Genomic DNA, 25,537 nt, shown 5'->3' with positions numbered 1-25,537 from the left:
GGTTGCCTCCCCTCTATCGCGTCGAGGTCTTCACCAGCTCGCGGCCGATGATGAGCTTTTGAACTTCGGTCGCGCCCTCGTAGATGCGCAGCGCCCGTATCTCCCGGTAGAGCCGTTCGGTGATCTCGCCGGAGCGCACGCCGCGGCCACCGAAAAGCTGGAGCGCCTGGTCGATGACCCATTGCGCATTTTCCGTCGCCGTCATCTTCGCCATCGCGGCTTCGGGCGTCGTCGGTTGCTTCTGCACGTCGCGCTTCCAGGCGGTGCGGCAGGTGAGGAGGGCTGCGGCGTCTATCGCGGTCGCCATCTCGCCGAGTGTGCTTTGCGCGGTCGGCAGATCGGCCAGCGTCGCGCCGAACATCTTTCGATTTTTGGCGTGCGACACCGCTTCGTCGAGCGCCCTTCGTGCGAAACCGGTTGCGGCCGCCGCAACGGACGGGCGAAAAATGTCGAGCGTGCGCATGGCGATCTTGAAGCCTTCGCCCGGGCTGCCGAGAAGCTGCGCAGCTGGAATGCGGCAATTGTCGAAACGGATGCGGGCGAGCGGATGCGGCGCGATCGTCTCGATGCGCTCGGCAATCGTGAAGCCTGGCGTATCCGCGAAGACGACGAAAGCGGAAATGCCGCGGGTGCCGGGCGCCTCGCCGGTGCGCGCGAAGACCGTATAGACGTCGGCGATGCCGCCGTTCGAGATCCAGGTCTTTTCGCCGTCGAGCACGAAATCGTCCCCATCGCGCCGCGCCGCACAGGCCAAAGCGGCGACATCCGATCCGGCATCGGGCTCGGAAAGGGCAAAGGCGGAAATCCATTCGCCGGCTGCGACCTTGGGCAGGACAAGCTCCTTCAGCGCCTGCGAACCGGAAAGGCTGATTGCGCCCGTGCCGAGCCCCTGCATGGCGAAGGCGAAATCGGCAAGGCCGTCGGCATAGGCCAGCGTCTCGCGAACGAGACAAAGCGCCCGGCTGTCGATCTCTTCGCTCGCACCGCCGAAGGCTTTTGGCACGCAGGGACGGAGAAGGCCGGCGGCACCAAGGGCTGTGACCAGTTGCCGGCAGGCGGCATCGACATCGCCGTGATCGACTTCATCGAGGCTGCCGCGGGCAACGAAGCCGTCGAGATCCGCAGCAAGGGCGCGGTGAGTCTCGTCGAAGAACGGCCAGTCGAGATGGTCGCGGGTCAGCGTCTTGCGTTCGGAGTGCATGGTCAGTTCCCCTCGAAGACGGGCTTTGCCTTGGCGGCAAAGGCCTCGAAGGCGCGGCGGAAATCGCCGGTCGCCATGCAGATCGCCTGGGCCTGTGCTTCCGCCTCGATCATCTGGTCGATGCCCATCGCCCATTCCTGGTCGAGCATCTTTTTCGTCATCGCATGGGCGAACCACGGACCATCGGCGACCGTGCGGGCAAATTTTTGCGCTTCGGCGAGCAGCGTGTCGCGCTCGTGCAGGGCATTGTAAAAGCCCCAGGAATGGCCTTCCGCCGCCGTCATGACGCGGCCGGTGAAGAGCAGCTCGGCGGCGCGGCCCTGGCCGATGATGCGGGGTAGAATACCGCAGGCGCCCATATCCGCACCGGCAAGCCCGACGCGGGTGAACAGGAATGCGGTCTTCGCCTCCGGCGTCGCGACACGGAAATCGGCGGCCATCGCCAGAATGGCGCCGGCACCGGCGCAGATGCCATCGACGGCCGCGATGATCGGTTGCGAGCAGGCCCGCATCTGGCGCACCAGTTCGCCGGTCATGCGGGTGAAATCGAGAAGGTCCGGCATGGCCATGCGCGTCAGCGGCTCGATGATCTCGAACACATCCCCGCCGGAGGAGAAATTGGCCCCGGCGCCGGTCAGCACGACCGCGCGGATATCGCTGGCGCGCGAAAGCGAGCGAAAGAGATCGCCAAGCTCTTCATAGCTTTCGAAGGTCAGCGGGTTCTTCTTGTCCGGGCGGTTGAGCGTGATCGTGGCGATGCGGCCGTCGGCATCCGTTTCGAACAGGAAGTGTTTTGCCTCATGACCCTTGAAGGGACGTTTCTTGGCCTGCATGGGGTTCGTCATGTCGTCTATCCTCACAGAACTTCGCCGCCGGCCACCGCGATGGCTTGGCCGGTGATCGCGGTCGCCTTTTCCGAGGCAAGCCAGGAAACGGTGTGGGCCACCTCGGCGGGTGTCACCAGCCGGCCCTGCGGATTGGCGCGGGCGAGGCTGGCGCGGGCGTCCTCGCGCGAGCGGCCGGTCTTCTCGCTGATCGTGTCGAGCGCGCCATCGATCAACGGCGTGTCGGTGAAACCGGGGCAAACAGCGTTGACGGTGACGTCGCTGCGCGCCAGTTCCAGTGCCAGCGCCCGCGTCAGGCCGATGACTCCATGTTTGGAGGCGCAATAGGCCGAGACATAGGCATAGCCTGTCAGGCCCGCGGTGCTGGCGACGTTGACGATCCGGCCGTTTCCGGCCCGGCGCACGGAGGCGAGTGCGGCCTGTGTCACCAGAAAGACGCCGGTCAGGTTGATGGAGAGAACCCGTTGCCAGAGCGCTAGGTCGGTTTTCTCGAACGGCGCGGACGGCGCCTCGCCAGCGCAATTGACGAGCACCGCGATATCGCCGGCTTCAGCGATCGCCGCCGCAATGCCGCGTTCGACGGCAGCGGCGTCGCTGACGTCGAAGCCATCCCGGACAAAGGCCTCCCCGCCTGACGCACGGATCTCATCGCGCACAGCTTCCAGGGGGGCCGCGCGCCGGCCTGCCAGGCTCACGACATGACCATCGGCCGCGAGTGCAAGCGCGATCGCCTTGCCGATGCCGCTGCCGGCGCCTGTGACGAGGGCGTGCCGTCTGCTCATGACTTGCCCGCCGTCGTTGTCGCGCGGGCGAGGTTGCTGACATATTGCCCGCGGGCGGAATGGTACTGCTTTGGCCAGGGCTGGGCGTCATAGCCGATCTTCGCCGCCTCGTGCAGCACGAAGGACGGATCTGCCAGATGCGGACGGGCGATGGCGCAGAGGTCCGCGCGGCCGGCCGCGATGATCGAATTGGCGTGATCGGCCTCGGAAATCGCGCCGACGGCGATGGTCGGGACCTGGATTTCGTTGCGGATCTTGTCGGAGAACGGCGTCTGGAACAGGCGGCCGTAGACCGGCTTTTCCTCCTTCACCACCTGGCCGGAAGAGCAGTCGATCATGTCGGCACCAGCCTCCTTGAACATCCGCGCGAAAATCGCCGCATCCTCCGGTGTGTTGCCGCCTTCAAGCCAGTCATGCGTCGACAGGCGCACGGAGATCGGCTTGTCTTCAGGCCAAACCTTGCGGATGGCGTGGAACACTTCGAGCGGGAAGCGGGCGCGGGCCGCGTGCTCGCCACCATACGCGTCGGTGCGCCGGTTGGTCAGCGGCGAGAGAAAACTCGACAGCAGGTAGCCGTGTGCGGCGTGCAACTCGAGGATGTCGAAGCCGATGTCTCGGGCTCGTTCGGCAGCGCGCACGAAGTCTTGGACGACACGGTCCATGTCCTCACGGGTCATTTCGCGCGGCGTCTCAGAATGCGCGAGATAGGGCACGGCCGAGGCCGAGATCAGCGGCCAGCCACCGTCGATGAGCGGCTGGTCGATGCCCTCCCAGGCCAGTTTCGTGGCACCCTTGCGCCCCGCATGGCCGAGCTGGATGCCGATCTTGGCTGGTGTCTGGAGGTGGACGAAATCGACGATGCGTTTGAAGGCCTGTTGCTGGTCGTCGTTCCACAGGCCGAGGCAGCCGGGCGTGATGCGGGCATCGGCCGTCACGCAGGTCATTTCCGGAAAGATGAGGGCGGCACCGCCCATAGCGCGTGCGCCGAGATGCACCAGGTGAAAATCGCCCGGCACGCCATCCGTTGCCGAGTACATCGCCATCGGCGACACCACGATGCGGTTGCGCAGCGTCAGGCCGCGGAGCTTGAACGGCGTGAACATTGGCGGGGGCACCGTGCCGTTTGCTGCCGGCTCCGCACCCGACCGCTCGGCGAACCAGCGCTCGAACCCTTCGAGCCACACCTTGTCGCGCAGGCGAAGATTTTCGTGGCTGATGCGCTGCGAGCGGGTCAGCATCGAATACATGAACTGCTCGGGCTCCAGCGTATCGGCATAGCGTGTGCCGACGACCTCGAACCATTCCATGGCGTTGCGTGCCGCATTCTGGATGCGGGCGACGTCGACGCGGCGCACCTCTTCATATGCCGCAAGCACGGCGGGGATGTGCGCCTTGTCGTGGCCGAGGATATCGAATTGCCGGGTCAGCTCGATTGCATCGTCGATGGCGAGCTTGGTGCCCGAGCCGATGGCGAAATGGGCGGTATGGGCGCTGTCGCCCATCAGCACGACATGGCTTTTGCCGTTGAAATGGCTCCATTTTTCGCAGATCAATCGGCCAAAATTCAGCCAGGCGGAGCCGCGCTGATGCCGCGCATTGGTCATCAGCTTGTGACCGTCCAGCGTGCCGGAAAAGAGCTTTTCGCAGAATTCGATGGACTGCTGCTGGTCCATCTGGTCGAGACCGTTGGCCTTGTAGACGTCGTCCGTCGTCTCGACGATGAAGGTCGAGGTCGTGTCGTCGAAGCGATAGATATGCGACTGGAACCAGCCGTGTTCGGTGCGCTGGAAATCGAAGGTGAAGGCGTCGAACAGCTTGTTGGTGCCGAGCCAGATGTAGCGGTTCGGCCGCACGACCATATCGGGCTGGAAGACCTCGGCATATTTGTTGCGAAGGCGCGAATTGACGCCATCCGACGCGATGATGAGGTCCGCATCGGCAAATTCCGCGTCGCTCTCCACATCGCGCTCGAACAGCAGTTCGACGCCGAGTTCCAGGCAGCGGTCCTGCAGGATGTTGAGCATCTTCCGGCGGCCAATGCCGACGAAGCCGTGGCCGGTCGTGCGGATCTTGCGGCCCTTGAAGACCAGCTCGATGTCGTCCCAATGGTTGAAGGAGACCTCTATCGCCTCCGCCGTCTCGGGGTCCCACTGGCGCATCGACTGCATGGTCGCATCGGAGAACACCACGCCCCAGCCGAACGTATCGAAGGCGCGGTTGCGCTCGACGACGGTGATATGATGTTCCGGGTGCTGGCGCTTCATCAGCAGCGCAAAATAGAGCCCGGCAGGCCCACCACCGATACAGACGATCCGCATGTCGTTCTCCTCCCGAGGTCCGGCTGCGCGTGTCGCTGTCAAGACGCTGTCGGGGCGCCTCGGACTGCGAGAAGCAAGGTGGACCCGTTCGAAAGAAATTTCAAGCTTAAAATTGTTTTGGGCGAGCACGCACCTTTGACGGACGCGCCGCGTGGGAACGGCTCGCTTCAAAGGGCGTCAGAAAAGACGGAAAGGACGTTTCAGGCGCCCTTGGCAAGCGAAGCCATGATGGAGCGCTTGAGCTTGGCAAGCTCGTCCATCAGCAGGCTGCCATCGTCTGGTGCGAGACCGGCAAAGAGGTCGGAGATCCAGTCGGCATGCCGGGCCGCCATCTTCTCGAATTCACCGCGGCCGAAGGGGGTGAGCGCAATGATCTGCACGCGCCGGTCGGTCGGGAGCGTCGTGCGGCTGAGATGCCCGCTCTCGGTCAGCCGCTCCACCAGAACCGTGATGTTGCCCGGCGAGACCATCATGCGCTTGGAGACTTCACCAAGCACCATGCCATCCGGCGCGCGCTCGAGCTGGGCCATCAGGTCGAAGCGCGGCAGGGTCGAGTCGAATTCTTCCCTGAGCCGCCGCCGCACCTCGCTCTCGACCAGAGTCGAGCAGGTCAAAAGGCGCAGCCAGAGCCGAAGCTCGGCCCGGTGATCGTGCGGAGCCTCAAGGACCTTGGTTTCGCCATCCAGCCAGTCCGGCGCGATGTCGAACTTGTCGTCACCCGTCATTGCAAACGCCCGCTTTCTATACCGTCACCTTGTCTTCTAGAGATGTTTCCATCGCTTGGACAGGCCGGACGTCGCGCCGTCATTTTGACGGCTGCGCCTGCAATGCGGGTAGAGAACCGCTGCCGTCCTCCGATTGCGCATAGACATTGACCGTAAAGCCGATGTGATCGGCCATCAGCGCCCGCGCGTGGTTGATGTTCCGGTCGAGCGCGGCCTCCATGAGTTCGGTGTGGTGCTCGATTGCCATGGCGTCGCGCAGCGCGGAAACCGCTTCCTCATATCCCTCGCTCCTGCCCTCCGCAGCTCGCATTGCCGGGGCAAGGCTGAGGAACCGGTGGTGCCGGCGCAGCTGGTCGGAAATTGTCGCCTGGAAGCGCAGGAGCCAGTTGGACCGCGCGGCGCTGATCAACGCGGCATGGAAGGCAGTGTGCCTCTCGTCCCACTCATCAATCTCGCCTTCGGTAGCGCTTTCGACGACGAGTTTGCAGCGCGACAGCCGGTAATGCGCGGTGACGACCGCCGACTCCCATTCACTGCCGCCATTCTCGATTGCTTCCAGGAGAAGCGGGACCTCGACGACCAGACGGGCGCGGGTGAGATCCTCCAATTCCTCGCGCGAGACCGGCGCCACAGCAAAACCACGATTGCTGATCGCCGTGACGAGCCCTTCGGCCTCCAGCCGCGACAGCGCCTCCCGGAGCGGCGTCCAGCCGATCTCATAGCGATCGCGCAGCGCGCTCAGCTTCATCGGCGCACCAGGCCTCAGCCGCGTCGCGAGTATGTCGCGCCGCAGAAGCCGGTAGGCGGATTCGGTTTTGGTCGATTGCTCCTGATCTTGCATCAAGTTCCCTTAACGCCTGCACCCAATGGACACAAATATATATAATCACGCGTTTATTTCAAAACTATATATATTTGTTTGACAAGAAAGCGTCCCGCCGCCATGATCCCTGCAAGCCGCTGAGGAACGGCGGCCGCTTGTCGTATCTGGGAGGATTTCATGAGCAGCCTGAAAAAGAATTGGATTTCCGGATTTCTGGTCGCCGGCGCTCTCGCATGGGGCGCAGGAGTGGCGGCCGCCGAGCCGATCCGCATCGGCATCGCCAATTTCGGTGAGCACCCGCAGCTCGCCGCATCGATCGCCGGCTTCAAGAAGGCTCTGGCGGAAAACGGCTTCGTCGAGGGAACCGACGTCGTCTACAGCGAGAGTCACACCAATTTCGACGCATCGCTGGTGCCACAGATGATCGCCAAGCTCCAGGCCGAACAGCCGAAGCTGATCTACACGATCACCACCCCCGTCTCGCAGATCGCCAAGAAGGCACTCGCCGGCTCCGGCATTCCGGTGGTCTTTTCCGCCGTCACCGATCCGGTGGCCGCCAAGCTGGTGCCCTCCTGGGAGGCAGGCGACGAGGGCATGACGGGCGCAACCGACCTTCAGGACGTCGCCGCTGTGATGGAATTCACCCACAAGCTTCTGCCGAACGCCAAGCGCTTCGGCGTGCCCTACAATCCGGGCGAGGCGAACGACGCGGCGCTGCTTGAAAAGATCAAGGAAGCGGCACCGGCGGCCGGTTTCGAGGTGGTGGATGTCGGCGTCGACAACGTCAACGACATCCAGCAGCGCATCGCTTCCTTCGCCGGCAAGGCCGACGTGATCTATACGCCGGCCTCCAACCTGCTCCAGCCGGCGATCGCCGCCGTTTCGGCCGCCGCACGCCAGGCGCAGATACCGATCGTCAACTCCGATGACGGTGCGGTGCGCGACGGCGTCGTTCCGGCGAGTTTTGCCGTGAACTATGAGCAGGTCGGCCTTGCCGCCGGCCGGATCGCCGCGGAAATCCTCAAGGGCAAGGACCCGAAGTCCATCGCCCCGTGGCGCCCGGCCTATGAGGACCACAAGCCGCTGATCTCGAAGAAGACGCTCGCCGCCTTCGGTCTCGAAGTGCCGGCCTCGCTCGCCGATTGTGGTTGCCTGATCGACTGATCTGCGAACCGGTGGCGGCGCGACAAGCGCCGTCACCCAACAATAAAGGGGGGAAGCCAATGCTGGAAATCCGGTCGGCCCGCAAGGTATTCTACAAGGGACAGGCAGATGAGAAGACCGCGCTGAACGATCTCTCTCTGCGCCTCGAAACGGGTGAATTCGGCGTCGTCATCGGCTCGAATGGTGCCGGCAAGAGCAGCATGCTCAATGCCATTTCCGGAGCACTCGTTCTCGATACCGGCAAGGTTCTCATCAACGGCGACGACGTGACGGCCATGCCCGTGCACAAACGCGCCATCAGGCTCGCACGCGTGTTCCAGGATCCGATGAAGGGCACCGCGGCCTCGATGACGGTGGCGGAAAACATGCTGCTGGCCGATCTCCGGAGCAACAAGCGCACACTCCGCCGCGGCCTCAATCCCGCGCGGCTGGCGTCCTACAAGGAGCGCCTGTCGCTGCTCGGCCTCGGGCTTGAAAACCGTCTCGATACGCGGGTGGAACTGCTTTCGGGCGGGCAGCGGCAATCACTTTCGCTGATCATGGCGGTCGGCGGTTCGCCGGAACTGCTGCTGCTCGACGAACACACCGCGGCGCTCGATCCGCGCACCGCCGACATCGTCATGCAGGCCACCATCCGCGCCGTCGAGGCCCTGAAGCTGACCACGCTGATGGTGACGCACAACATGCAGCACGCCGTGGATTTCGGCCACCGGGTCATCATGCTCGATGCCGGCCGCGTGCGCCTCGAAATCGCCGGCGGGGAGAAAACCGCGATCACGGTCCCGGACCTGATCGGCCATTTCTCCGTCAAAACCGACCGCATGTTTCTGGCGAGCTGACGACCATGGATTTTCTTCAAAACACCGTCGCGAGCTTCATCGCACTCGTTCCCGTCACACTGGCGCAGAGCCTCATCCTCGCCTTCGTCGTGCTCGGCATCATGATCCCCTTCCGCATGCTGAGCTTTCCGGACCTGACCAGCGAAGGCGCATTCCCGCTCGGCGGCTGCGTCTGCGGCGTGCTCATGGCGGCCGGCATGTCACCGCTCCCGGCGATCCTGATTGCGCTCATTGCCGGCTTCGTCGCCGGCTGCTGCACGGCCTTCATCCACCTGCGTTTCCGGATCCACACGCTGCTCGCCGGCATCCTGATGATGACGATGCTCTACTCCATCAACCTGCGCATCATGGGCCGCTCGAACCTCTCGGTCTTCGGCTCGACGACGGTGTTTGACTGGGTGCCATTCCTTCAGCCCGGCTTTCCGGCGAGCAAGATCGTCATGGCCGGGGCCATCGGCCTCCTCGTCTTCATCCTGCTCCTCTATTTCTTTCGCACCGAAAAGGGCACGGCCGTGCGCGCCGTCGGCGCCAATCCCGACATGGCCGAGGCGCAGGGCATCAATGTCTGGCTCGCGACCATCGGCGGCGTCGGGCTTGCCGGGGCCTTTTCCGCAACCGGCGGCGCGCTGATGGTGCAGTCGCAGGGCTTTGCCGACGTCAATATGGGCCTCGGCATCCTGATCAACGGGCTTGCGGCGCTGATGATCGGCGAGGCGATAGTCGGCAAGAGTAGCGTGCCGCGCCAGCTCGCCGCCCCCTTCGTCGGCGCTATCGTCTACTATCAGCTCGTCTCCTTCTGCCTTGCCGCCGGCATGCCGCCGCCGGACCTGAAGCTGGCGACGGGCCTATTCGTTCTGGCCATGCTGGCCCTGCCGAGCCTCAAGCGCAGCCGCGGGGCAGCACCCGCCCGCGAAACCGTTCGCGAATAATCCAAGGACCATCCGATGACTGCACTTCCTGATTTCACCCAGATCGAGGCCATGGATGCCGCTGATGGGCTGCGCACCATGCGTGAACGCTTCATCCTGCCGCCGGGCCTCGTCTATCTCGACGGAAATTCGCTGGGCGTCGCCTCGCATGCCGCCTTCGCCGAGCTGCAGAAGGCGGCGACGGAAGAATGGGGGCACGACCTCATTCGCAGCTGGAACACCGCCGGCTGGTTCGACATGCCGCTGGCGCTTGGCGATCGGGTCGGGCGCCTGATTGGCGCCGCTGCCGGCCAGACGGTCGTTTGTGATACGACCTCGATCAACATCTACAAAACCTTGCACGCCGCGATGGCGCTTCGGCCGGACCGCTCGGTCATCGTCAGCGAAGGCGGCAGTTTTCCGACGGATATCTACATGGCCGAGGGCGTGGTTTCGACGCGTCCCGGTGCATCGCTCCGCCTCGAAGGCGTGGATGCACCTGATATCGAGGATCTGATCGACGGCAACGTCGCCGTGGTTCTCGTCAACCACGTCAACTACAAGTCCGGCGAGTTGCGCGACATGGCGGCGCTGACGCAGAAGGCCCACGAGAACGGCGCGCTCGTCATCTGGGACCTTTGCCACACGGCGGGCGCCCTGCCGGTCGATCTCGACGGTGCGAATGTCGATTTCGCCGTCGGATGCACCTACAAGTACCTGAACGGCGGCCCCGGCGCGCCGGCCTTCATCTACGCCGCCGAACGGCACCACGGGAACATCCGCCAGCCGCTCAGCGGCTGGTGGGGCCACGCGCGCCCCTTCGCCTTCGAAACACATTATGCGGCTGGCGATGGCATCCGCCGCTTCCTGTGCGGCACGCAGCCGATCCTGTCGCTTCGCGCATTAAAGGGCGCACTCGACATCTGGGACGAAGTCGACATGGCCGCCCTGCGCGAAAAGAGCCTCGGCCTTACCGATCTCTTCATTGCGCTCGTCGAAGAAAAATGCGCCGGCCATGGCCTCGAACTGGAAAGCCCGCGCGACCGCGCAAAACGCGGCAGCCAGGTGTCCTTCAGCCATCCGAACGCCTATGAGATCATGCAGGCACTGATTGCCCGTGGCGTGATCGGCGATTTTCGTGCCCCTTCGACCCTGCGCTTCGGCTTCACGCCGCTCTATGTCCGCTATGCGGACGTGTGGCAGGCCGTCGTGATCCTCGACGATATTTTGCGCACCGGCGCATGGCAGGATGCACGCTTTGCCGTCCGGGCCGCCGTGACCTGATTTTGCGATCGCGGGCGCTCTCCGCCCGCAGTTTCTCAACAGAGGATATCGGGAGGCCTTTCGTCATGACCAAACCACACCGCCCGACCCTCGACGAGATCGCCGAGGCGCGTTTGCGCATCGCGCCGCACCTGGCCCGCACGCCGCTCGTCAAGCTCGACCTCGGCTTCCCGGACCGAACAATCTTCCTGAAGCTGGAAACCTTGTCGCCGATCGGCGCCTTCAAGCTCCGGCCGGCTTTGAATGCGGTGTTGTCGCGTGATCGCTCGGCGCTCAGCAAAGGCGTCGCGGTCACCAGTTCCGGCAATATGGCTTATGGCATGGCCTGGGCCGCGCGCCGCGCCGGCGTGCCGATGGTGGCCTACATGTATCGCGGGGCGCCGCAGACCAAGATCGATGGTGTCCGGAGCCTCGTCGGCGAGGTACGCTTCGTCAGCGCACAAACCTGGTGGGACTACATTTTCGGCGCGGACCGGCCGGATGCGCCGGAATTGCTGATCAACCCGGTGACCGACCAGGCGGTGCTCAACGGCAACGGCTCCATCGGCATGGAAATCGTCGAGGACCTGCCCGATGTCGACGTGGTGCTGACGCCCTATGGCGGTGGCAGCATGACCACCGGGGTCGCCAGCGCGGTCAAGGCCGTCTCCGCGCGGGCGCGCGTCTTCGCGGTCGAGGACGACAGCGCTGCGCCGGTCACCGCAGCCCTTGCAGCGGGAAAAATCGTGACGATCGAAACCCGGCCGTCCTTCATCAAGAGCATCGGCGGCCCCTCGCTGGTGCCGCAACTCTGGCCGATCGCCCGGGACCTGATCGACGGCGCCATTGCCGTCAGCCCTGGCAAAGTGACGGAGGCGATGCGGCTGCTGTTCAGGAAGGCCAAGATTGTCACCGAAGGTGCGGGCGCGGCCTCGCTCGCCGCCGCGATCGCACGGCCCGATCTGACGGGCAACATCGTCTGCGTCATCTCCGGCGGCAATATCGATGCGGAGGCCTATTCCGTGGTGCTCGGCGGCGGTATTCCGGCCGCCTGAGCAAGCGTCACACGCCGAGATAGCGGTCCTGAAGCTCCGGCGTCAGCGCCGTCGGCGCGCCCTCGAAGACAGTTGCACCCTTTTCCAGCACGAAGCACCGATCCGCCACCGGGAGCAGCTCCGAAAGGGTCTTGTCGACGACGAGGATTGATTGGCCAGCCGCCTTCAGCTTGCGGATCGCCGACCAGATGTCCTGCCGGATGACGGGAGCAAGGCCCTCGGTCGCCTCGTCGAGGATGAGGAGGCGCGGATTGGTCATCAGGGCACGGCCGACGGCAAGCATCTGCTGCTCACCGCCGGAAAGCGTGCGGGCATGTTGGTCGCGCCGCTCGCCAAGGCGCGGGAAGAGATCGACAACCTTCGCAAAAGTCCACTCGTTGCCACGGGCCGTGGCGACGAGATTTTCCATCACCGTCAGATTGGGAAAGCAGCGTCGTCCTTCCGGCACAAGGCCGAGGCCGAGCCTGGCGATACGGTGCGGCCGCATGCCGAAGATGGCTTTGCCACCAAAGCTGATCGCGCCAGCGCGCGGACGCACGAGGCCGATGATCGAGTTGATCGTCGTCGTCTTGCCCATGCCGTTGCGCCCCATAAGCGCGACGACTTCGCCTTCCCTGATATCGAGATCGACGCCAAAGAGTGCCTGAGAGGCGCCATAGAAGGTTTCGAGGCCTTTGAGGTCGAGGAGGGTCACGCAGCTTCTCCCAGATAGGCGCGGCGCACTTCAGGGTCCCGGCGGATTTCATCGACCGTGCCCGTCGCGATGATGCGACCGTAGACCAGCACCGAAATCCGGTCTGCCAGCGCGAAAACCGCATCCATGTCGTGCTCCACCAGCAGCATCGGCGCTTCGTGGCGCAGGCCGTCGAGGAACGTCGTCAGCTGCTTGGAGCCTTCCGGCCCCATGCCGGCCATGGGTTCGTCGAAGAGGAAGGCTCTTGGCGAAAGGGCGAGCGCGATGGCGATTTCGAGCTGCCGGCGCTCGCCGTGGGAAAGTTCCGCCGCCGGCACATGGGCGCGGGCGGCAAGGCCGACACGCTCCAGCATGGCCATTGCGGGGTCGATCAGGCTCCGGTCGCGCGCCACCTGGCGGAAGAACCGGAAGCTGCTGCCCTCCTTCGCCTGCACCGCCAGCATGACGTTACGAAGCGCGGAGAACTCCTGCGCGAGCGAGGAGATCTGGAAGCTGCGGGCAAGGCCGAGCCTTGCCCGCGCCGCCATGTCGAGCCCGCCGATGTCTTGGCCGAGAAAGCGGATCGTGCCGCTGTCGGCTTTCAGGGAGCCGGCGATCTGGTGGATGAGCGTGCTCTTGCCCGCACCGTTCGGGCCGATCAGCGCGTGGATCTGGCCGGGGTAAAGGTCGAGGCTGACGCCATCGGTGGCCTTCAGCGCGTTGAAGGATTTGCGCAGGTCGCGGATTTCGAGAATGGGCTCAGACATGGCGCGGCTTTCCCGAGACGAGGCCCAAAAAACCACCGCGCGCAAAAAGCACGATGCCGAGCAGGATGAGGCCAAGGAAGAACTGCCAGCGCTCGGTGATGCCGCCGAGCACATATTCTAGGCAGACGAAGATCATCGCGCCGGCGACGGGTCCGAACAGCCGTCCCTTGCCGCCAAGAATGATGAGCACCATGAGTTCACCCGACATGTGCCAGGAGAGCATCGACGGGCCGACAAAGCGGTTGAGATCGGCATAGAGCGCACCGGCAAGGCCAGTGATCATCGCCGAGAGCGTGAAGGCGACGAGCCGAATCTGGAAGGGCTGAATGCCGACCGCGGCAAGGCGCACGCCGTTCTGCCGGGCCGCTTGCAGGGCGCTGCCGAAGCGCGAGCCTTCGACGAGGCGAAACAGCAGGAGCGTCGCCATGAGCACCGCAAAGCAGATCAGGAAATAGGGTAGCGGCTGCGCGGTGTTGATGCCGGGGAAGGCGTTGCGCACATAGATCGACAGGCCATCCTCGCCGCCATAGGCCGGCCAGGAGATGGCGAAATAGTAGATCATCTGCGCGAAGGCGAGGGTGATCATGATGAAATAGACACCGGTCGTGCGCAGGCTGATCACGCCGATCGGCAGGGCGACGAGCCCGGCAACTAGAACGGCCACCAGCCAGATCAGCGGCATGGAGGTCGTACCGGGAATGCCGGCAAAGAGTGGTTCGGCGTTGAACGCGTGGGTTGCCAGGATGCCGGCGACATAACCGCCAAGGCCGAAGAAGGCGGCGTGTCCGAAGGACAGCAGCCCGCCGACCCCAAGCGCCAGGTTGAGCCCGACAGCGGCGAGCGCCAGCACGACGACGCGGGTGGCAAGCGTCACATAGAAGGGTTCGCCCATGCTGGCCGCGATAAGCGGCAGGCCGAGAAGAAGGAAGGCAATGAAGAGGTTGACGGTGGTCTCGCGGGTCATCGGGGCCTCACGACTGGGCCGCGAACAGGCCGCTCGGCCTGAACGCGAGGATGAGAGCCATGACGACATAGATCAGCATCGAGGCCACTGCTGCGCCGATCGTGGTGGCCTGTGCGGCCGGCATGGTCAGCGCAAGCAGCGACGGCAGCAGGAAGCGGCCCATCGTATCGACGACGCCGACGATGACCGCGCCGACCAGCGCGCCCTTGATAGAGCCGATGCCGCCGATGACGATGACGACGAAGGCCAGGATGAGCACCGGCTCGCCCATGCCGACCTGAACCGACTGGAGTGCCCCGACGAGTGCACCGGCAAGGCCGGCCAGTGCGGCACCGAGCGCAAAGACCACCGTATAGAGCGTGCTGATATCGACGCCGAGCGCCGCGATCATCTCGCGGTCGGATTCACCGGCGCGGATCCGCATGCCAAGGCGTGTCTTGGAGATCAGCAGGTAGAGGCCCACAGCCACCGCAATGCCGACGGCGATGATAGCAAGCCGATAGAGCTGGTACTGGCCGCCGCCGGGAAGCGGCACCGCGCCCTGAAGTTGCTTGGGAATATCGAGATAGAGCGGGAACGAGCCAAAAAGCCAGCGCGCGCCTTCGGATAGAATGAGGATCAGCGCGAAGGTGGCGAGCACCTGGTCGAGATGGTCGCGATCATAGAGCCTGCGGATCACGGCGACCTCGATCAGGGCGCCGACACCGGCGGCGGCGACAAGGCTGGCGATGAGGCCCAGCCAGAAGGAGCCGGTGGCGGCCGCGACCGTCGCGCAGGCGAAGGCACCGATCATGTAGAGCGAGCCGTGCGCCAGGTTGATCAGGCCCATGACGCCGAAGATCAGCGTCAGGCCGGCGGCCATCAGAAACAGCATCACGCCGAGCTGAAGCCCGTTGAGCAGTTGTTCGATAAGGAGTGCGGTGAACACGGCGTCGGTCCAAGCTTCGGGTCAGGATCGCGTGGGGCATCGTCCGGGCACCGGCTAAAGCCGGGCGCCCGGGCAATCAGACGTCAAAGGGCGTTACAGGCCGCACTGGTCGGCGTAGGCGTCCTTGTGATTTTCGAAGGCGGTCGCGACGATCTTGTTGGTCAGCACGTCGCCATCCTTCACCACCTCGCGCACATAGATGTTCTGGATCGGGTGCTGGTTCTTGTTGAAGGTGAACGTGCCGCGCACGGACTTGAAGTCGGCTGCCTTCAGCGCTGCGCGGAAGGCGTCCTTGTCCTTGACGCTCGCCTTGGAAAGCGCCGAGAGGATCAGGTTCGCCGTATCCCAGCTCTGCGCCGCATAGACCGAAGGCAGGCGGTTGTATTCGGCCTTGAAACTTTCGACGAACGCCTTGCTGGTCTCGTTGTCGAGGTCCGGCGACCAGCTGGCGGAATTCTTCACGCCGAGCGCTGCATCACCGACGGCCGGCAACACGTCCTGGTCAAAGGAAAAGCCCGGCCCCATGACCGGAATGCCGACGCCCGACTGGGCATATTGCTTCATGAAGGCGATGCCCATGCCGCCGGGCAGGAAGAAGTAGACGGAATCGGCACCGGACGCGCGGATCTGCGCAATCTCGGCCGCATAGTCCGTCTGGCCGACCTGGGTATAGACCTCGCCGGCAAGGCTGCCTTTGTAGAAGCGCTTGAAGCCGGTCAGCGCATCCTTGCCCGCCGGATAGTTGGGCGCGAGGATGAAGGAGTTCTTGTAGTCCTTGTTGGCATATTCGCCCATGCCTTCGTGGAAATTGTCGTTCTGATAGGCGACGTTGAAGTAGTTCGCATTGCAGTTCGCCCCGGCCAGCGCCGAGGGGCCCGCGTTCGGCGAAAGGTAGATGACGTCCTGCGCCACCGTGTTCGGCACGACGGCCATGGCGAGGTTCGACCAGATGATGCCGGTCATCAGGTCGACCTTGTCGCCCTGGATCATCTTTTCCGCGATCTGCACAGCGAGTTCCGGCTTCTGGGCGTCATCCTCGATCACGAGTTCCACGTCCTTGTTGCCCGATTGCTTGATGGCGAGCGTGAAGGCGTCACGCATGTCGATGCCAAGGCCAGCACCGCCGCCCGAAAGCGTGGTGATGACGCCGATCTTCACCGGCTCGGCATAGGCGAGGCTGGATGTCGCGAGCGAAAGGCCGAAGAGGCTTGCTGCCAGAATGCGGTTCATGCTGTTCTCCTCATAGAGTTCGGTTTTTATTGTGTTCTATCAAAGGTCTGTACGAACATGCCATAGCTCGGGGAAGAGTTCCACTTCCAGCATTTTCTTGAGATAGGAGGCGCCGGATGTTCCGCCCGTACCGCGCTTGAAGCCGATGATGCGTTCGACGGTGGTGACGTGGTTGAAACGCCAGCGCCGGAAATAATCCTCGAAATCAACCAGCTTTTCCGCAAGTTCGTAGAGCATCCAGTAGCGTTGTGGATCGCGGTAAACCGTCTGCCAGGCCGCAAAGACCTTGTCGTTCTCGACGCGTGTCTCGCGCCAGTCGCTGCGCGCCGCCTCGTCACCGATATCGAAGCCGTTGCGGCCGAGAAGCCGGATCGCCTCGTCGTAGAGCGAGGGGGCGGCAAGGATCGCCTCCAGCTTTTCCACGATATCAGGGCGATGCGCATGCGGGCGCAGCATGGCGGGATTGCGGTTGCCGGCCAGGAACTCGATTGCCCGGTATTGCCAGGACTGGAACCCCGAGGATTGCCCGAGCGAATCCCGGAACTCGGTATATTCGCTCGGCGTCATCGTGCGCAGCACGTCCCAGGCGCTGTTCAGCTGCTCGAAGATGCGGGCGACACGCGACAGCATCTTGAAGGCGGGCTCCAGCCGGTCCGCCCGCAGCGACCGGATCGCCGAGCTGATCTCATGCAGGGCAAGCTTCATCCACAGTTCGGAGGTCTGGTGCTGGATGATGAACAGCATTTCGTCATGCGCGTCCGATAGCGGCGCCTGCGCCGTCAGCACCTTCTCCAGCTTGAGATAGTCGCTGTAGGACATGCGTTCCTTGAACGACATCTGCGCGCCTTCCGTGGAAGGGTCATACGGCTTGCTCATCTCAATGCTCCGTGCGCAGGCGAAAACGCTGGATCTTGCCGGTCGGCGTCTTCGGCAAGGCATCCAGGAACTTCACCGAGCGTGGGTATTTATAGGGGGCGATCATCGCCTTCACATGATCCTGCAGGCGCTTGATCGTCACCTCGTCGGCCGAAACGCCGGCCACCAGCACGACATGGGCCTCGACGATCTGGCCGCGTTCACCATCGGTCGCGCCGATCACGGCGCATTCCGCCACGTCCGCATGGGCGATCAGCGCCGCCTCTACTTCAGGGCCGGCGATGTTGTAGCCGGCGCTGATGATCATGTCGTCGGAGCGGGCGGCGAAGTGGAAAAACCCGTCCTCGTCCTGCAGAAAGGCGTCGCCCGTGAGGTTCCAGCCGTCGCGCACATAGTCGCGCTGGCGGGCATCGGCCATGTAGCGGCAGCCGGTCGGGCCGCGCACAGCAAGCTTGCCGACCGTACCACGCGGCAGTTCCTGCATCTCCTCGTCGACGATCCGCGCCTCGTAACCGCCCACGGGTTTGCCGGTGGAGGCCGCCTTGCGGTCTTCGAAACGGTTGGAAATGAAGATGTGCAGCATTTCGGTGGCGCCGATGCCGTCGAGGATCGGCTTGCCGGTCTTTTGCGTCCATTCTTCGAAGACAGGCCCGGGCAGCGTCTCGCCGGCGGAGATGGCAACGCGCAGCGACGAAAGGTCCGCGCCGGCATCCATCGCCTTCAGCATGGCGCGATAGGCGGTGGGGGCGGTAAACGAGATCGTCGCCTTGTAGGTCTCGATGATCTCCACCATCAGCGCAGGCGTCGCCTGTTCGAGCAGCGTCGCGGCCGCGCCGAAACGCAGCGGGAAGATCGCAAGGCCGCCGAGGCCGAAGGTGAAGGCGAGCGGCGGCGAGCCGACGAAGATATCCTCGGGCGTCACCGCGAGAACTTCCTTGGCGTAGCCGTCGGCGATTACCATGAGGTCGCGATGAAAGTGCATAGTCACCTTCGGCACGCCCGTGGTGCCGGATGTGAAGCCGAGCAGCGCCACGTCGTCGCGTCCCGTCCGCACGGCGTTAAAAGTGACCGGTTTGTCGAGCGCGACGCGGTCGAGTTCGGCGTCATGGTTTGCGGTTCCGTCGAAGCCGATGACCTGTTTGAGATAGCCGCTGTCCTTGGCGCAGGCGATCATCTCGTCCATCAGGCGCGTGTCGCAGAGCGCCAGGCTGATTTCGGCCTTGTCGACGATCTTGGTGAGTTCACCGGCGCGCAGCATCGGCATCGTATTGACGACGACGGCGCCTGCCTTGGTGGCGGCAAGCCAGCACGCGACCATGGCCGGATTGTTGGCCGAGCGGATGAGAACGCGGTTGCCGGGCTTCACACCGTAGTTTTCGACGAGCGCATGGGCCAGCCGGTTGGTCCAGTCGGAGAGTTCCTTGTAGGTGCGCCGCCGCCCGTTGCCGATCAGCGCCGTGCGGTCACCGACGCCTTTGGCGACCATCGCATCGGTCAGCTCCACGGCGGCGTTGAGATGATCCGGATAGTCGAAGCCGTCGAGCAGGAAATCCGGCCACTCCCCCGGCGGCGGCAGGTTGTCGCGGGTGAATGTGTCGACATGTGCGGTCGGTCCAAGCATGTGGCGGCTACTCCCCTGTTGCTGTCTCGCCCTGCTCCCGGGCACGGTCAAAGCCGACGAGATGGTTTTTGGCCGCGCAGCGACACTCGACCGGGCATGGCTCCGCCGGATCGCGCCGTCGCGCAGGAAATGCATCGTTGGTGATGGGCACAGCGAAGACCTCCACTTCTGCGCTGAACATGGAGCAGCATCGCATCTGTCAAAAATTATTTCAAGCATAAAGTTTCTCGCCCGATGGCATTGCCTTTGCCGACGGTCCGGGCGATTGCTATGCCGCTGGCCGCATCAACGGGAGGAGTGCAGCGATGCTGGAATACCGCATTTCGGATTGGGACGACGCCTATGCCAATGGTGTGAACATCGCGCGCAGCGATCGGTGGCCGGAGGCCTGGACCAAGCCCGCCGCAGCCTTCCGGGACACGTTGCTTTCCGCCGGGCGCGCAAAACTCGACCTTGCCTATGGCGAGCGGCCGCGCAACCGCCTGGACCTCTTTCTCCCGGAAGGCCCGGCCAAGGGTCTGGTCGTCTTCGTGCATGGCGGCTTCTGGCTGCAAACCGACAAGAGCGTCTGGTCGCATCTCGCCGCCGGCGCTGTCGCGAGCGGCTACGCCGTCGCCATGCCATCCTATACGCTGTGCCCGGAAGTTCGCATCGGGCACATCGTGACGGAAGTCGCAGCCGCCATCGGGGACGCCGCAAGGCGCGTCGAGGGCCCTCTGATGCTGACCGGGCATTCCGCCGGCGGTCATCTCGCCAGCCGGATGGTCACGGCGACGTCGCCTCTTGCACCGCTCGTTCAGCAGCGCATCCGCAACGTCGTCTCCATCTCCGGCCTGCATGACCTGCGCCCGCTTCTATCCACCACCATGAATGAAAAGCTCGCCCTCGACGAGACGGAGGCACTTGCGGAAAGCCCCGCACTGCTGCGGCCCATGGAAAATGCCCGCATCACCTGCTGGGTTGGCGCCAGCGAACGCGCCGAATTCCTGCGCCAGAATACCTTGCTCGCCAACATCTGGACGGGGCTGGGCGCGACCACCGCAACGGTCGCCGAGCCGAACAAGCACCACTTCGACATTCTCGACGGTCTGACCGACGCAGCGCATCCACTGACGAGGGCCCTACTGTCGGAGTGACCGCATTGTTGCGAAAATGAAGACAAGGCCGCTCCAACGAGCGCCGTTCAGGGCGGCGCACATCGTCTTTGACCGGGTCAACTCCGTGCAGAACGACCGTGCCGTGCGCGAACAACCTCACGTCGGCTACTCTGCCGTTTTTCCATCACAACTACAGTCCATGCAGGCGGCATGAATCGCTCCGTCAAAACGACCCTGATCGTCTTTTCGCTCGCCGTTGCAGGCCTTGTCACGGCATTCGCCGATCGGCAGGGACTGGCCGAGGATGCCGCGCAACCTGTTGCCGCGAAGGTCGTCGAGGTTGCGGCCTCGGAGGTCATCAGGCTTGAACGCAAGGCTTACGCCGAGACCCTGCCGATCAACGGCTTTCTGCAACCCGCCCGCCGGGTGACACTTACCGCCAAGCTCTCCGGTGTTCTGAAAGACGTTCATGTCGATGTGGGCGACAGTGTGCGCAAAGGCGATGTTGTCGCGTCGTTCGATGACGAAGCGTTAAAGCTTTCCCTTGAAAGCCGGGCCGCACGCATGGAAGCCAAGGCCGCAGCCCTCACGCGCGCCGAAACTGAACTGGAGCGCGCGCGCGGCCTGGCGCAGACAGGCGGCATCACCAAGGCGCGGGTGATCGAGGTCGAGACCGACATGATGGTGCAGAAGGCCGAATTGCGCGCCTTGCAGGCAGAGGCCGCGGAGACACAGCGCCTCCTCAACGATGCCGTCGTGACCGCACCGTTCGACGGCGTCATCAGCATCCGGCGAATCAATCCCGGTCAGGCCATCTCCGCCAATACCGAGCTCATGGAAATCGTCGATACCGCGGAAATGGATATGGTCGCCAAGCTCCCCCCCGCCGAGGGCACGCGACTTCACGCCGGCCAGACCGCTCAAATTCGCATCGAAGGCCTGCCGGACCAGACCCTTTCTGCCCGTCTCGCGCGGATCAGCCCGGCAACCGTCGATGGCTCGCGATCGCTGCTGATCTATCTGAGGCTCGAAAAGACGGGTGCTGCCCTTCGCGGCGGCATGTTCACGGAGGGCGAATTGCAGCTTGCCCGGATGGACGATGTGCTCGCGGTGCCGAGCGCCGCCATACTTTACACGGACAAACTGCCCTTCGTACTCAAGATCGCAGATGGCAAGGCGCAGCGCCAACAGGTCACGCTGGGCAAGGCCCTGCGCCGCGATGGCCTCGTTGAAATTCGTGAGGGCCTAAAGGAAGGGGACATGGTGGTCACCGTTCCGCTTGCCGACGTCAAGAATGATACGCCGATGACGATCGCGCAGCGCTGACGGAGGCCGGACATGTTTCTTGCCCGCATCTCCATCGGCCAGCCCGTCTTCGCGACCATGGTCATGCTCGGTATCATGGTGCTCGGCCTCGTCTCCTGGCTGCGCCTGCCCATCGATCTTCTTCCAGCGGTCGACCTGCCGATGGTGGTCGTTTCCACCAGTTTCGAGGGGGCTTCCGCGCTGACCATCGAGCAGCAGGTGACGCGGCCGATCGAGGACAATGTCGGCACACTCACCGGTGTCAAGCGCGTGACCTCCCACTCGTCGCCCGGCACGTCGCTCGTCATCATAGAATTCACGCTTGAAACCCCCTCACGCGCTGCCGCCGACGACGTGCGCGAACGTGTCTCCCGCCTGCAATCCGCATTGCCAGACGGCGCGGACCAGCCGATCGTCACACGATTCAATCCGCAGGATGCGCCGATCCTCTCGCTGGCCGTCAACTCCCCGACGCTCTCCCTCACCGACATGACGGGCATTGCCGAGCGGATCATCGTGCCTCGCCTCCGGCGGGTGCCGGGGGTCGGGCAGATCAGCCTTGTCGGCGGCAGCGCCGAGCAGATCCGCATCGAGCCGCACATCGCCAAGCTTGCTGCCTACGGGATTCCGGTGACCGGGGTGATCGATGCGGTTCGCAAGGCGACGCGCGACGATGCCATCGGCTCGATCATTTCGAACACGAACGACCACAGCGTGACACTGAGCGTAGTGCCCCAGAACGTCGAGGCCTTCGGTGACATCGTGGTGACACGCGACGAGACCGGCCGCGCCATCCGCCTTTCGGAGCTTGCCAGCATTGCGGAAACCGGCGCCGACCCGAAGGGCCGCGCCTGGTTCAACGGCGCGCGCACGATCGCCCTCGATATCGTCAAGATCGACGGCGCCAATACGGTGGAAGTATCGGAAGGCGTTCAACGCGAGGTCGCCAAGCTCAAGAGCGACTCCGGCCTGCGCGGTCTCGACATCGCCGTGTCGCAGGATAGCGCGCGCACCATTTCCGCGCAGATCGGTGACGTGCAGCGCACGATCATCGAGGGCGCCGCACTCACCATCGTGATCGTGCTGCTCTTCCTCAATTCCTGGCGCTCGACGGTCATTACCGCGCTGACTTTGCCTGTCTCGGTGGTTGGCACATTCGCAGCCATGGCGTTGCTTGGCTTCAGCCTCAACCTGATGACGATGCTCGCACTGTCGATCTCGATCGGCATCCTGATCGACGACGCCATCGTCGTGCGTGAAAACATCAGCCGCCATGCGGCGATGGGCAAGGACAGGAAACAGGCCGCCCTCGACGGCACCTCGGAGATTGGCCTTGCGGTGTTGGCGACGACACTCTCCATCGTCGCCGTCTTTCTGCCGGTCGGCTTCATGGGGGGCGCGCTCGGCCGCTTCTTCTACCAGTTCGGCGTTACCGTCTCGGTCGCGGTGCTGATTTCCCTTCTCGTCTCTTTTACGTTGGATCCGATGTTGTCGAGCGTCTGGTCCGATCCGCCGGCTTCGGAAAAAAAGGGCCGCCTTCGCAACCTGCTCGAAGGTTTCGAGCGCGGTTTCGAACGGATCGCTCATGGATACGGCCGCGTGATTGGTTGGTGCCTCGATCATCGCCTCGCCGTTTCCGGGCTTGTTGTGGCGACCTTTGTCGGTAGTCTCCTGCTTGTCCCGAAGATCGGGGCGGAGTTTGTGCCGCCGACGGACCAGGGCATCGTCAGCGTCTCGCTGACCCTACCGGAGGGGGCGTCGGCTGACTACACCGCGATCAAGGTCGGGCAGGCGGAGCGCATACTGCGCGGTTTCTCCGAGGTGTCGACGGTCTACTCCACAGTCAACAGCCGGGACGGTGCGGAAACCAACAAGGCGCGTCTCATCGTCTCGATGGTTCCCGCCGACGAACGGACGGAGACGTCGCTCACACTTGCCCCGCGCCTGCGCGAAGCGCTTGCGGTGATCGCCGGCGTGAAGGTTGAAGTCGGGCAACCCGAAGAAAGTGGCGGCGCCGAGGCGAAGGCCATCCAGATTTCGATCCTCGGCGACGACCTGTCCGTGCTTGCCCGCCTTTCTCGCGAAGCAAGCGCCAAGCTGCGCGACATCAATGGTCTCGTCGACCTCGAATCTTCCGCCGACAAGACGCGGCCGGCCTTCACCGTTCGCCTCCGTCCGGATGCGGCAGCCGACCTCGGCATCCAGTCGGACATGCTGGTGCGTAACCTGCGCCCGCTGGTCGCTGGTGAAAGCGTCGCCAGTTGGGCGGAAAGCGGCGACGGCTCGCGGTTCGTCGTGGTCCGCCTGCCTAAGGAGGGGCGCCGGTCGATCGAGGATCTGAAGGATCTGCCGATCCCCATCGAGCAGGCCGGGGTGGCGGGCAGCGTGCCCCTTTCGCAGATTGCCGAGGTGACCGAAGAACAGGCGGCGCAGACGGTCTTTCGCCGCGACGGCGATCGCGAGGTGCGGCTGTCCGCCAACATCTCCCAGCGTGCGCTGGGCGATGTCGTCACCGACATCACGGCGGCGACCGACGCTATCGCGCTGCCGCCAGGATACTACATCGTCATCGGCGGCCAGACCGAGGACATGGTGGAGAGCTTTGGTTATGCGGTGGAGGCTCTGGTTCTCGCGGTCGTCTTCATCTACCTCATCCTCGCCTCGCAGTTCGGGTCCTTCGTCCAGCCGCTTGCCATCATGACGAGCCTGCCTCTGTCGCTGATCGGCGTGCTCCTCGGCCTGTTGCTGACGGGGTCGACCATCAACATCTTCTCGGTGATCGGCTTCATCATGCTGATGGGCCTCGTGACGAAGAATGCCATCCTGCTTGTTGACCATGCCAATCAGCGGCAGCGGGAAGGTGTTTCGGTGCGCCAGAGCCTGATCGATGCCGGCACGATCCGTCTGCGGCCGATCATCATGACCACCTTCGCGATGATCGTCGGCATGGTTCCGCTCGCCCTTGGTTTGGGCGAAGGCGGCAAGGAGCGGGCCTCGATGGCCCATGCGGTCATCGGCGGTCTGGTATCCTCGACCGCGCTTACCCTGCTGTTCGTGCCGGTCGCGCTGTCGCTCATCGGATCGGTAAAGCGCCGGCTCGCGTGAAGCACGTTCGTAGCGGCACCGTCTCTTCGGCTCGATCCGAGCGATAGACTACGGAGTCGATTCTACTGCGCGGTCGACCTGTCATCCGGGCACCAAACCGGAGTCTTTCGCATGGACGTTGGACCTGCGACCACTCTGGGGATTTCCCTAATTGCTGAGGACTTCCCGGTTTGGAAATTGCGAGGCCTCTTTCGAGCGCAAGACGAAAATCGAGCATCAGGTCATCGGCATGTTGCGGATCGGGGAGGCAAAATGCTGACACCATCGTCAGCGGAGCCCATCTCGGCATAGGGGAGTTCCTACGCCAGGAACGTCTGTACGGATTCTGTCTGCTAGCGTTTGGTCGCCATCCACAGGATGTGGCGGGCACCGCCGCGCTTGCCATTGGCGCGCACGTTCACCTCGTCGGTAGCGAAGCCAACGTCACGCAACCGGCGTGTAAAAGCACTATCCGGCGCGGATGACCAGACGCCCAGCACCCCGCCTGCCCGTAGAGCAACCTTGGCGGCACGAAGGCCATTGTGGTTATAGAGGCTGTCGTTGGAGGCGCGCGTCAGGCCATCGGGACCGTTGTCGACATCAAGCAGGATGGCATCGAAGGCGGCCTTCGTCGACCGGATCAGCGCGCCGACATCACCAACATGGATCTTGACGCGTGGATCATCGAGTGTGCCGTTGTGGAGATCTGCCATGGGTCCGCGCGCCCATTCGACGATCGCCGGAACGAGCTCCGCGACAACGACATGGGCGTCGTCTACCAGGACATCAAGAGCCGCCCGCAACGTGAACCCCATGCCGAGGCCACCGATCAATACGCTGGCGTTTTTCCGACCGGCAATCCGCTCGCAGCCAAGCGTCGCCAGCGCCTCTTCCGAACCGCTCAGCCTGCTGTTCATCAGCTCCGTCGCACCAAGCATGATGGAAAATTCGCTACCCCGCTGCTTCAGGCGCAGCTCACCGCCATCACCGGGAATGGGTGCACGATCCAGCTGAATCCAAGGAAGCATCGGCGTATCTCATTGTGTTGTTCAGAGGGCCTCGTAACATG

The 25,537-nt window shown here is 63.9% G+C and carries 22 protein-coding genes; 8 read left to right on the top strand and 14 right to left on the bottom strand.

The genetic code is table 11. The annotated features are described in order from the left end of the window. Window positions 1–13: 13 nt before the first annotated feature. The 6 genes from BSY16_RS22815 to BSY16_RS22790 form a co-directional block, all read right to left on the bottom strand. Entirely contained in the window at window positions 14–1,201 is a 1,188-nt protein-coding gene (locus BSY16_RS22815; protein WP_069062147.1) for an acyl-CoA dehydrogenase family protein, read from the bottom strand. A 2-nt stretch (window positions 1,202–1,203) separates the two neighbouring features. Then, window positions 1,204–2,046 (bottom strand): enoyl-CoA hydratase family protein, encoded by an 843-nt coding sequence (locus BSY16_RS22810; protein ID WP_069062146.1) that lies wholly within the window; start codon window positions 2,044–2,046, stop codon window positions 1,204–1,206. Between the two features lie 11 nt (window positions 2,047–2,057). Next, entirely contained in the window at window positions 2,058–2,828 is a 771-nt protein-coding gene (locus BSY16_RS22805; protein ID WP_069062145.1) for an SDR family NAD(P)-dependent oxidoreductase, read from the bottom strand. Beyond that, window positions 2,825–5,146: a bifunctional salicylyl-CoA 5-hydroxylase/oxidoreductase gene (locus BSY16_RS22800; protein ID WP_069062144.1), complete on the bottom strand. Its 2,322-nt coding sequence runs from the start codon at window positions 5,144–5,146 to the stop codon at window positions 2,825–2,827. Before BSY16_RS22800 ends, BSY16_RS22805 begins: the two co-directional genes overlap by 4 nt. A 200-nt stretch (window positions 5,147–5,346) precedes the next feature. Continuing rightward, window positions 5,347–5,871 carry a MarR family winged helix-turn-helix transcriptional regulator gene (locus tag BSY16_RS22795; protein ID WP_069062143.1) on the bottom strand — a complete coding sequence of 175 codons (525 nt, stop codon included), beginning with the start codon at window positions 5,869–5,871 and terminating at the stop codon, window positions 5,347–5,349. A gap of 79 nt (window positions 5,872–5,950) precedes the next feature. Next, window positions 5,951–6,712, bottom strand: coding sequence for a GntR family transcriptional regulator (locus BSY16_RS22790; RefSeq protein WP_069062142.1), 762 nt, complete (start codon window positions 6,710–6,712; stop codon window positions 5,951–5,953). A 159-nt stretch (window positions 6,713–6,871) separates the two neighbouring features. On the opposite strand from BSY16_RS22790, the gene BSY16_RS22785 reads away from it, so the two are divergent. The 5 genes from BSY16_RS22785 (at window position 6,872) to BSY16_RS22765 (ending at window position 11,923) form a co-directional block, all read left to right on the top strand. Then, complete coding sequence (locus BSY16_RS22785) at window positions 6,872–7,858, top strand: ABC transporter substrate-binding protein (protein ID WP_069062141.1); 987 nt, start codon at window positions 6,872–6,874, stop codon at window positions 7,856–7,858. A gap of 59 nt (window positions 7,859–7,917) precedes the next feature. Then, window positions 7,918–8,697, top strand: coding sequence for an ABC transporter ATP-binding protein (locus BSY16_RS22780; RefSeq protein WP_069062140.1), 780 nt, complete (start codon window positions 7,918–7,920; stop codon window positions 8,695–8,697). 5 nt (window positions 8,698–8,702) lie between these two features. Next, the gene (locus BSY16_RS22775; protein ID WP_069062139.1) at window positions 8,703–9,626 is read left to right on the top strand and encodes an ABC transporter permease; all 924 of its coding nucleotides are present in this window, start codon (window positions 8,703–8,705) and stop codon (window positions 9,624–9,626) included. Window positions 9,627–9,641: 15 nt separating this feature from the next. Then, entirely contained in the window at window positions 9,642–10,889 is a 1,248-nt protein-coding gene (gene kynU / locus BSY16_RS22770; RefSeq protein ID WP_069062138.1) for a kynureninase, read from the top strand. 65 nt (window positions 10,890–10,954) lie between these two features. Further along, entirely contained in the window at window positions 10,955–11,923 is a 969-nt protein-coding gene (locus BSY16_RS22765; protein ID WP_069062137.1) for a threonine ammonia-lyase, read from the top strand. Window positions 11,924–11,930: 7 nt separating this feature from the next. Here BSY16_RS22765 and BSY16_RS22760 read toward each other — a convergent pair whose 3' ends face one another. From BSY16_RS22760 to BSY16_RS22730, 7 genes are all read right to left on the bottom strand, one after another. Next, window positions 11,931–12,617 carry an ABC transporter ATP-binding protein gene (locus BSY16_RS22760; protein ID WP_069062136.1) on the bottom strand — a complete coding sequence of 229 codons (687 nt, stop codon included), beginning with the start codon at window positions 12,615–12,617 and terminating at the stop codon, window positions 11,931–11,933. Further along, window positions 12,614–13,363: an ABC transporter ATP-binding protein gene (locus BSY16_RS22755; protein ID WP_069062135.1), complete on the bottom strand. Its 750-nt coding sequence runs from the start codon at window positions 13,361–13,363 to the stop codon at window positions 12,614–12,616. The genes BSY16_RS22760 and BSY16_RS22755 overlap by 4 nt, the downstream gene beginning before the upstream one ends. Further along, a complete protein-coding gene (locus BSY16_RS22750; protein WP_069062134.1) occupies window positions 13,356–14,327 on the bottom strand; it encodes a branched-chain amino acid ABC transporter permease in 972 nt (323 codons plus the stop codon). The genes BSY16_RS22755 and BSY16_RS22750 overlap by 8 nt, the downstream gene beginning before the upstream one ends. A gap of 7 nt (window positions 14,328–14,334) precedes the next feature. Then, the gene (locus BSY16_RS22745) at window positions 14,335–15,255 is read right to left on the bottom strand and encodes a branched-chain amino acid ABC transporter permease (protein WP_069062133.1); all 921 of its coding nucleotides are present in this window, start codon (window positions 15,253–15,255) and stop codon (window positions 14,335–14,337) included. A 93-nt stretch (window positions 15,256–15,348) separates the two neighbouring features. After that, window positions 15,349–16,485 carry an ABC transporter substrate-binding protein gene (locus tag BSY16_RS22740; RefSeq protein WP_069062132.1) on the bottom strand — a complete coding sequence of 379 codons (1,137 nt, stop codon included), beginning with the start codon at window positions 16,483–16,485 and terminating at the stop codon, window positions 15,349–15,351. Between the two features lie 39 nt (window positions 16,486–16,524). Next, complete coding sequence (gene kynA / locus BSY16_RS22735; protein WP_069062131.1) at window positions 16,525–17,361, bottom strand: tryptophan 2,3-dioxygenase; 837 nt, start codon at window positions 17,359–17,361, stop codon at window positions 16,525–16,527. A 1-nt stretch (window position 17,362) separates the two neighbouring features. Further along, window positions 17,363–18,982 carry an AMP-binding protein gene (locus BSY16_RS22730; RefSeq protein ID WP_069062130.1) on the bottom strand — a complete coding sequence of 540 codons (1,620 nt, stop codon included), beginning with the start codon at window positions 18,980–18,982 and terminating at the stop codon, window positions 17,363–17,365. Between the two features lie 305 nt (window positions 18,983–19,287). Here BSY16_RS22730 and BSY16_RS22725 point away from each other — a divergent pair, with 305 nt between their 5' ends. The 3 genes from BSY16_RS22725 (at window position 19,288) to BSY16_RS22715 (ending at window position 24,489) form a co-directional block, all read left to right on the top strand. Further along, complete coding sequence (locus tag BSY16_RS22725) at window positions 19,288–20,118, top strand: hormone-sensitive lipase (protein WP_069062129.1); 831 nt, start codon at window positions 19,288–19,290, stop codon at window positions 20,116–20,118. Window positions 20,119–20,289: 171 nt separating this feature from the next. Continuing rightward, on the top strand, window positions 20,290–21,405 hold the full coding sequence (locus BSY16_RS22720) for an efflux RND transporter periplasmic adaptor subunit (RefSeq protein ID WP_069062128.1): 1,116 nt from the start codon (window positions 20,290–20,292) through the stop codon (window positions 21,403–21,405). A gap of 12 nt (window positions 21,406–21,417) precedes the next feature. Continuing rightward, window positions 21,418–24,489, top strand: coding sequence for an efflux RND transporter permease subunit (locus BSY16_RS22715; RefSeq protein WP_069062127.1), 3,072 nt, complete (start codon window positions 21,418–21,420; stop codon window positions 24,487–24,489). Window positions 24,490–24,821: 332 nt separating this feature from the next. Here BSY16_RS22715 and BSY16_RS22710 read toward each other — a convergent pair whose 3' ends face one another. Beyond that, window positions 24,822–25,496: a spermidine synthase gene (locus tag BSY16_RS22710; RefSeq protein ID WP_069062126.1), complete on the bottom strand. Its 675-nt coding sequence runs from the start codon at window positions 25,494–25,496 to the stop codon at window positions 24,822–24,824. Window positions 25,497–25,537: the final 41 nt, after the last annotated feature.

The organism is Sinorhizobium sp. RAC02 (assembly GCF_001713395.1).
GTDB lineage: Bacteria > Pseudomonadota > Alphaproteobacteria > Rhizobiales > Rhizobiaceae > Shinella.
The sequence above is the reverse complement of the archived record's forward strand: the minus strand, read 5'-3'. Positions and strand labels throughout refer to the sequence as shown.

Bases quoted from the DNA above. Each gene is read 5' to 3' on its own strand.
- BSY16_RS22815 (WP_069062147.1), bottom strand. From the start codon at position 1,201: ATGCACTCCGAACGCAAGACGCTGACCCGCGACCATCTCGACTGGCCG.
- BSY16_RS22810 (WP_069062146.1), bottom strand. From the start codon at position 2,046: ATGACGAACCCCATGCAGGCCAAGAAACGTCCCTTCAAGGGTCATGAG.
- BSY16_RS22805 (WP_069062145.1), bottom strand. From the start codon at position 2,828: ATGAGCAGACGGCACGCCCTCGTCACAGGCGCCGGCAGCGGCATCGGC.
- BSY16_RS22800 (WP_069062144.1), bottom strand. From the start codon at position 5,146: ATGCGGATCGTCTGTATCGGTGGTGGGCCTGCCGGGCTCTATTTTGCG.
- BSY16_RS22795 (WP_069062143.1), bottom strand. From the start codon at position 5,871: ATGACGGGTGACGACAAGTTCGACATCGCGCCGGACTGGCTGGATGGC.
- BSY16_RS22790 (WP_069062142.1), bottom strand. From the start codon at position 6,712: ATGCAAGATCAGGAGCAATCGACCAAAACCGAATCCGCCTACCGGCTT.
- BSY16_RS22785 (WP_069062141.1), top strand. From the start codon at position 6,872: ATGAGCAGCCTGAAAAAGAATTGGATTTCCGGATTTCTGGTCGCCGGC.
- BSY16_RS22780 (WP_069062140.1), top strand. From the start codon at position 7,918: ATGCTGGAAATCCGGTCGGCCCGCAAGGTATTCTACAAGGGACAGGCA.
- BSY16_RS22775 (WP_069062139.1), top strand. From the start codon at position 8,703: ATGGATTTTCTTCAAAACACCGTCGCGAGCTTCATCGCACTCGTTCCC.
- kynU (WP_069062138.1), top strand. From the start codon at position 9,642: ATGACTGCACTTCCTGATTTCACCCAGATCGAGGCCATGGATGCCGCT.
- BSY16_RS22765 (WP_069062137.1), top strand. From the start codon at position 10,955: ATGACCAAACCACACCGCCCGACCCTCGACGAGATCGCCGAGGCGCGT.
- BSY16_RS22755 (WP_069062135.1), bottom strand. From the start codon at position 13,363: ATGTCTGAGCCCATTCTCGAAATCCGCGACCTGCGCAAATCCTTCAAC.
- BSY16_RS22750 (WP_069062134.1), bottom strand. From the start codon at position 14,327: ATGACCCGCGAGACCACCGTCAACCTCTTCATTGCCTTCCTTCTTCTC.
- BSY16_RS22740 (WP_069062132.1), bottom strand. From the start codon at position 16,485: ATGAACCGCATTCTGGCAGCAAGCCTCTTCGGCCTTTCGCTCGCGACA.
- kynA (WP_069062131.1), bottom strand. From the start codon at position 17,361: ATGAGCAAGCCGTATGACCCTTCCACGGAAGGCGCGCAGATGTCGTTC.
- BSY16_RS22730 (WP_069062130.1), bottom strand. From the start codon at position 18,982: ATGCTTGGACCGACCGCACATGTCGACACATTCACCCGCGACAACCTG.
- BSY16_RS22725 (WP_069062129.1), top strand. From the start codon at position 19,288: ATGCTGGAATACCGCATTTCGGATTGGGACGACGCCTATGCCAATGGT.
- BSY16_RS22720 (WP_069062128.1), top strand. From the start codon at position 20,290: ATGAATCGCTCCGTCAAAACGACCCTGATCGTCTTTTCGCTCGCCGTT.
- BSY16_RS22715 (WP_069062127.1), top strand. From the start codon at position 21,418: ATGTTTCTTGCCCGCATCTCCATCGGCCAGCCCGTCTTCGCGACCATG.
- BSY16_RS22710 (WP_069062126.1), bottom strand. From the start codon at position 25,496: ATGCTTCCTTGGATTCAGCTGGATCGTGCACCCATTCCCGGTGATGGC.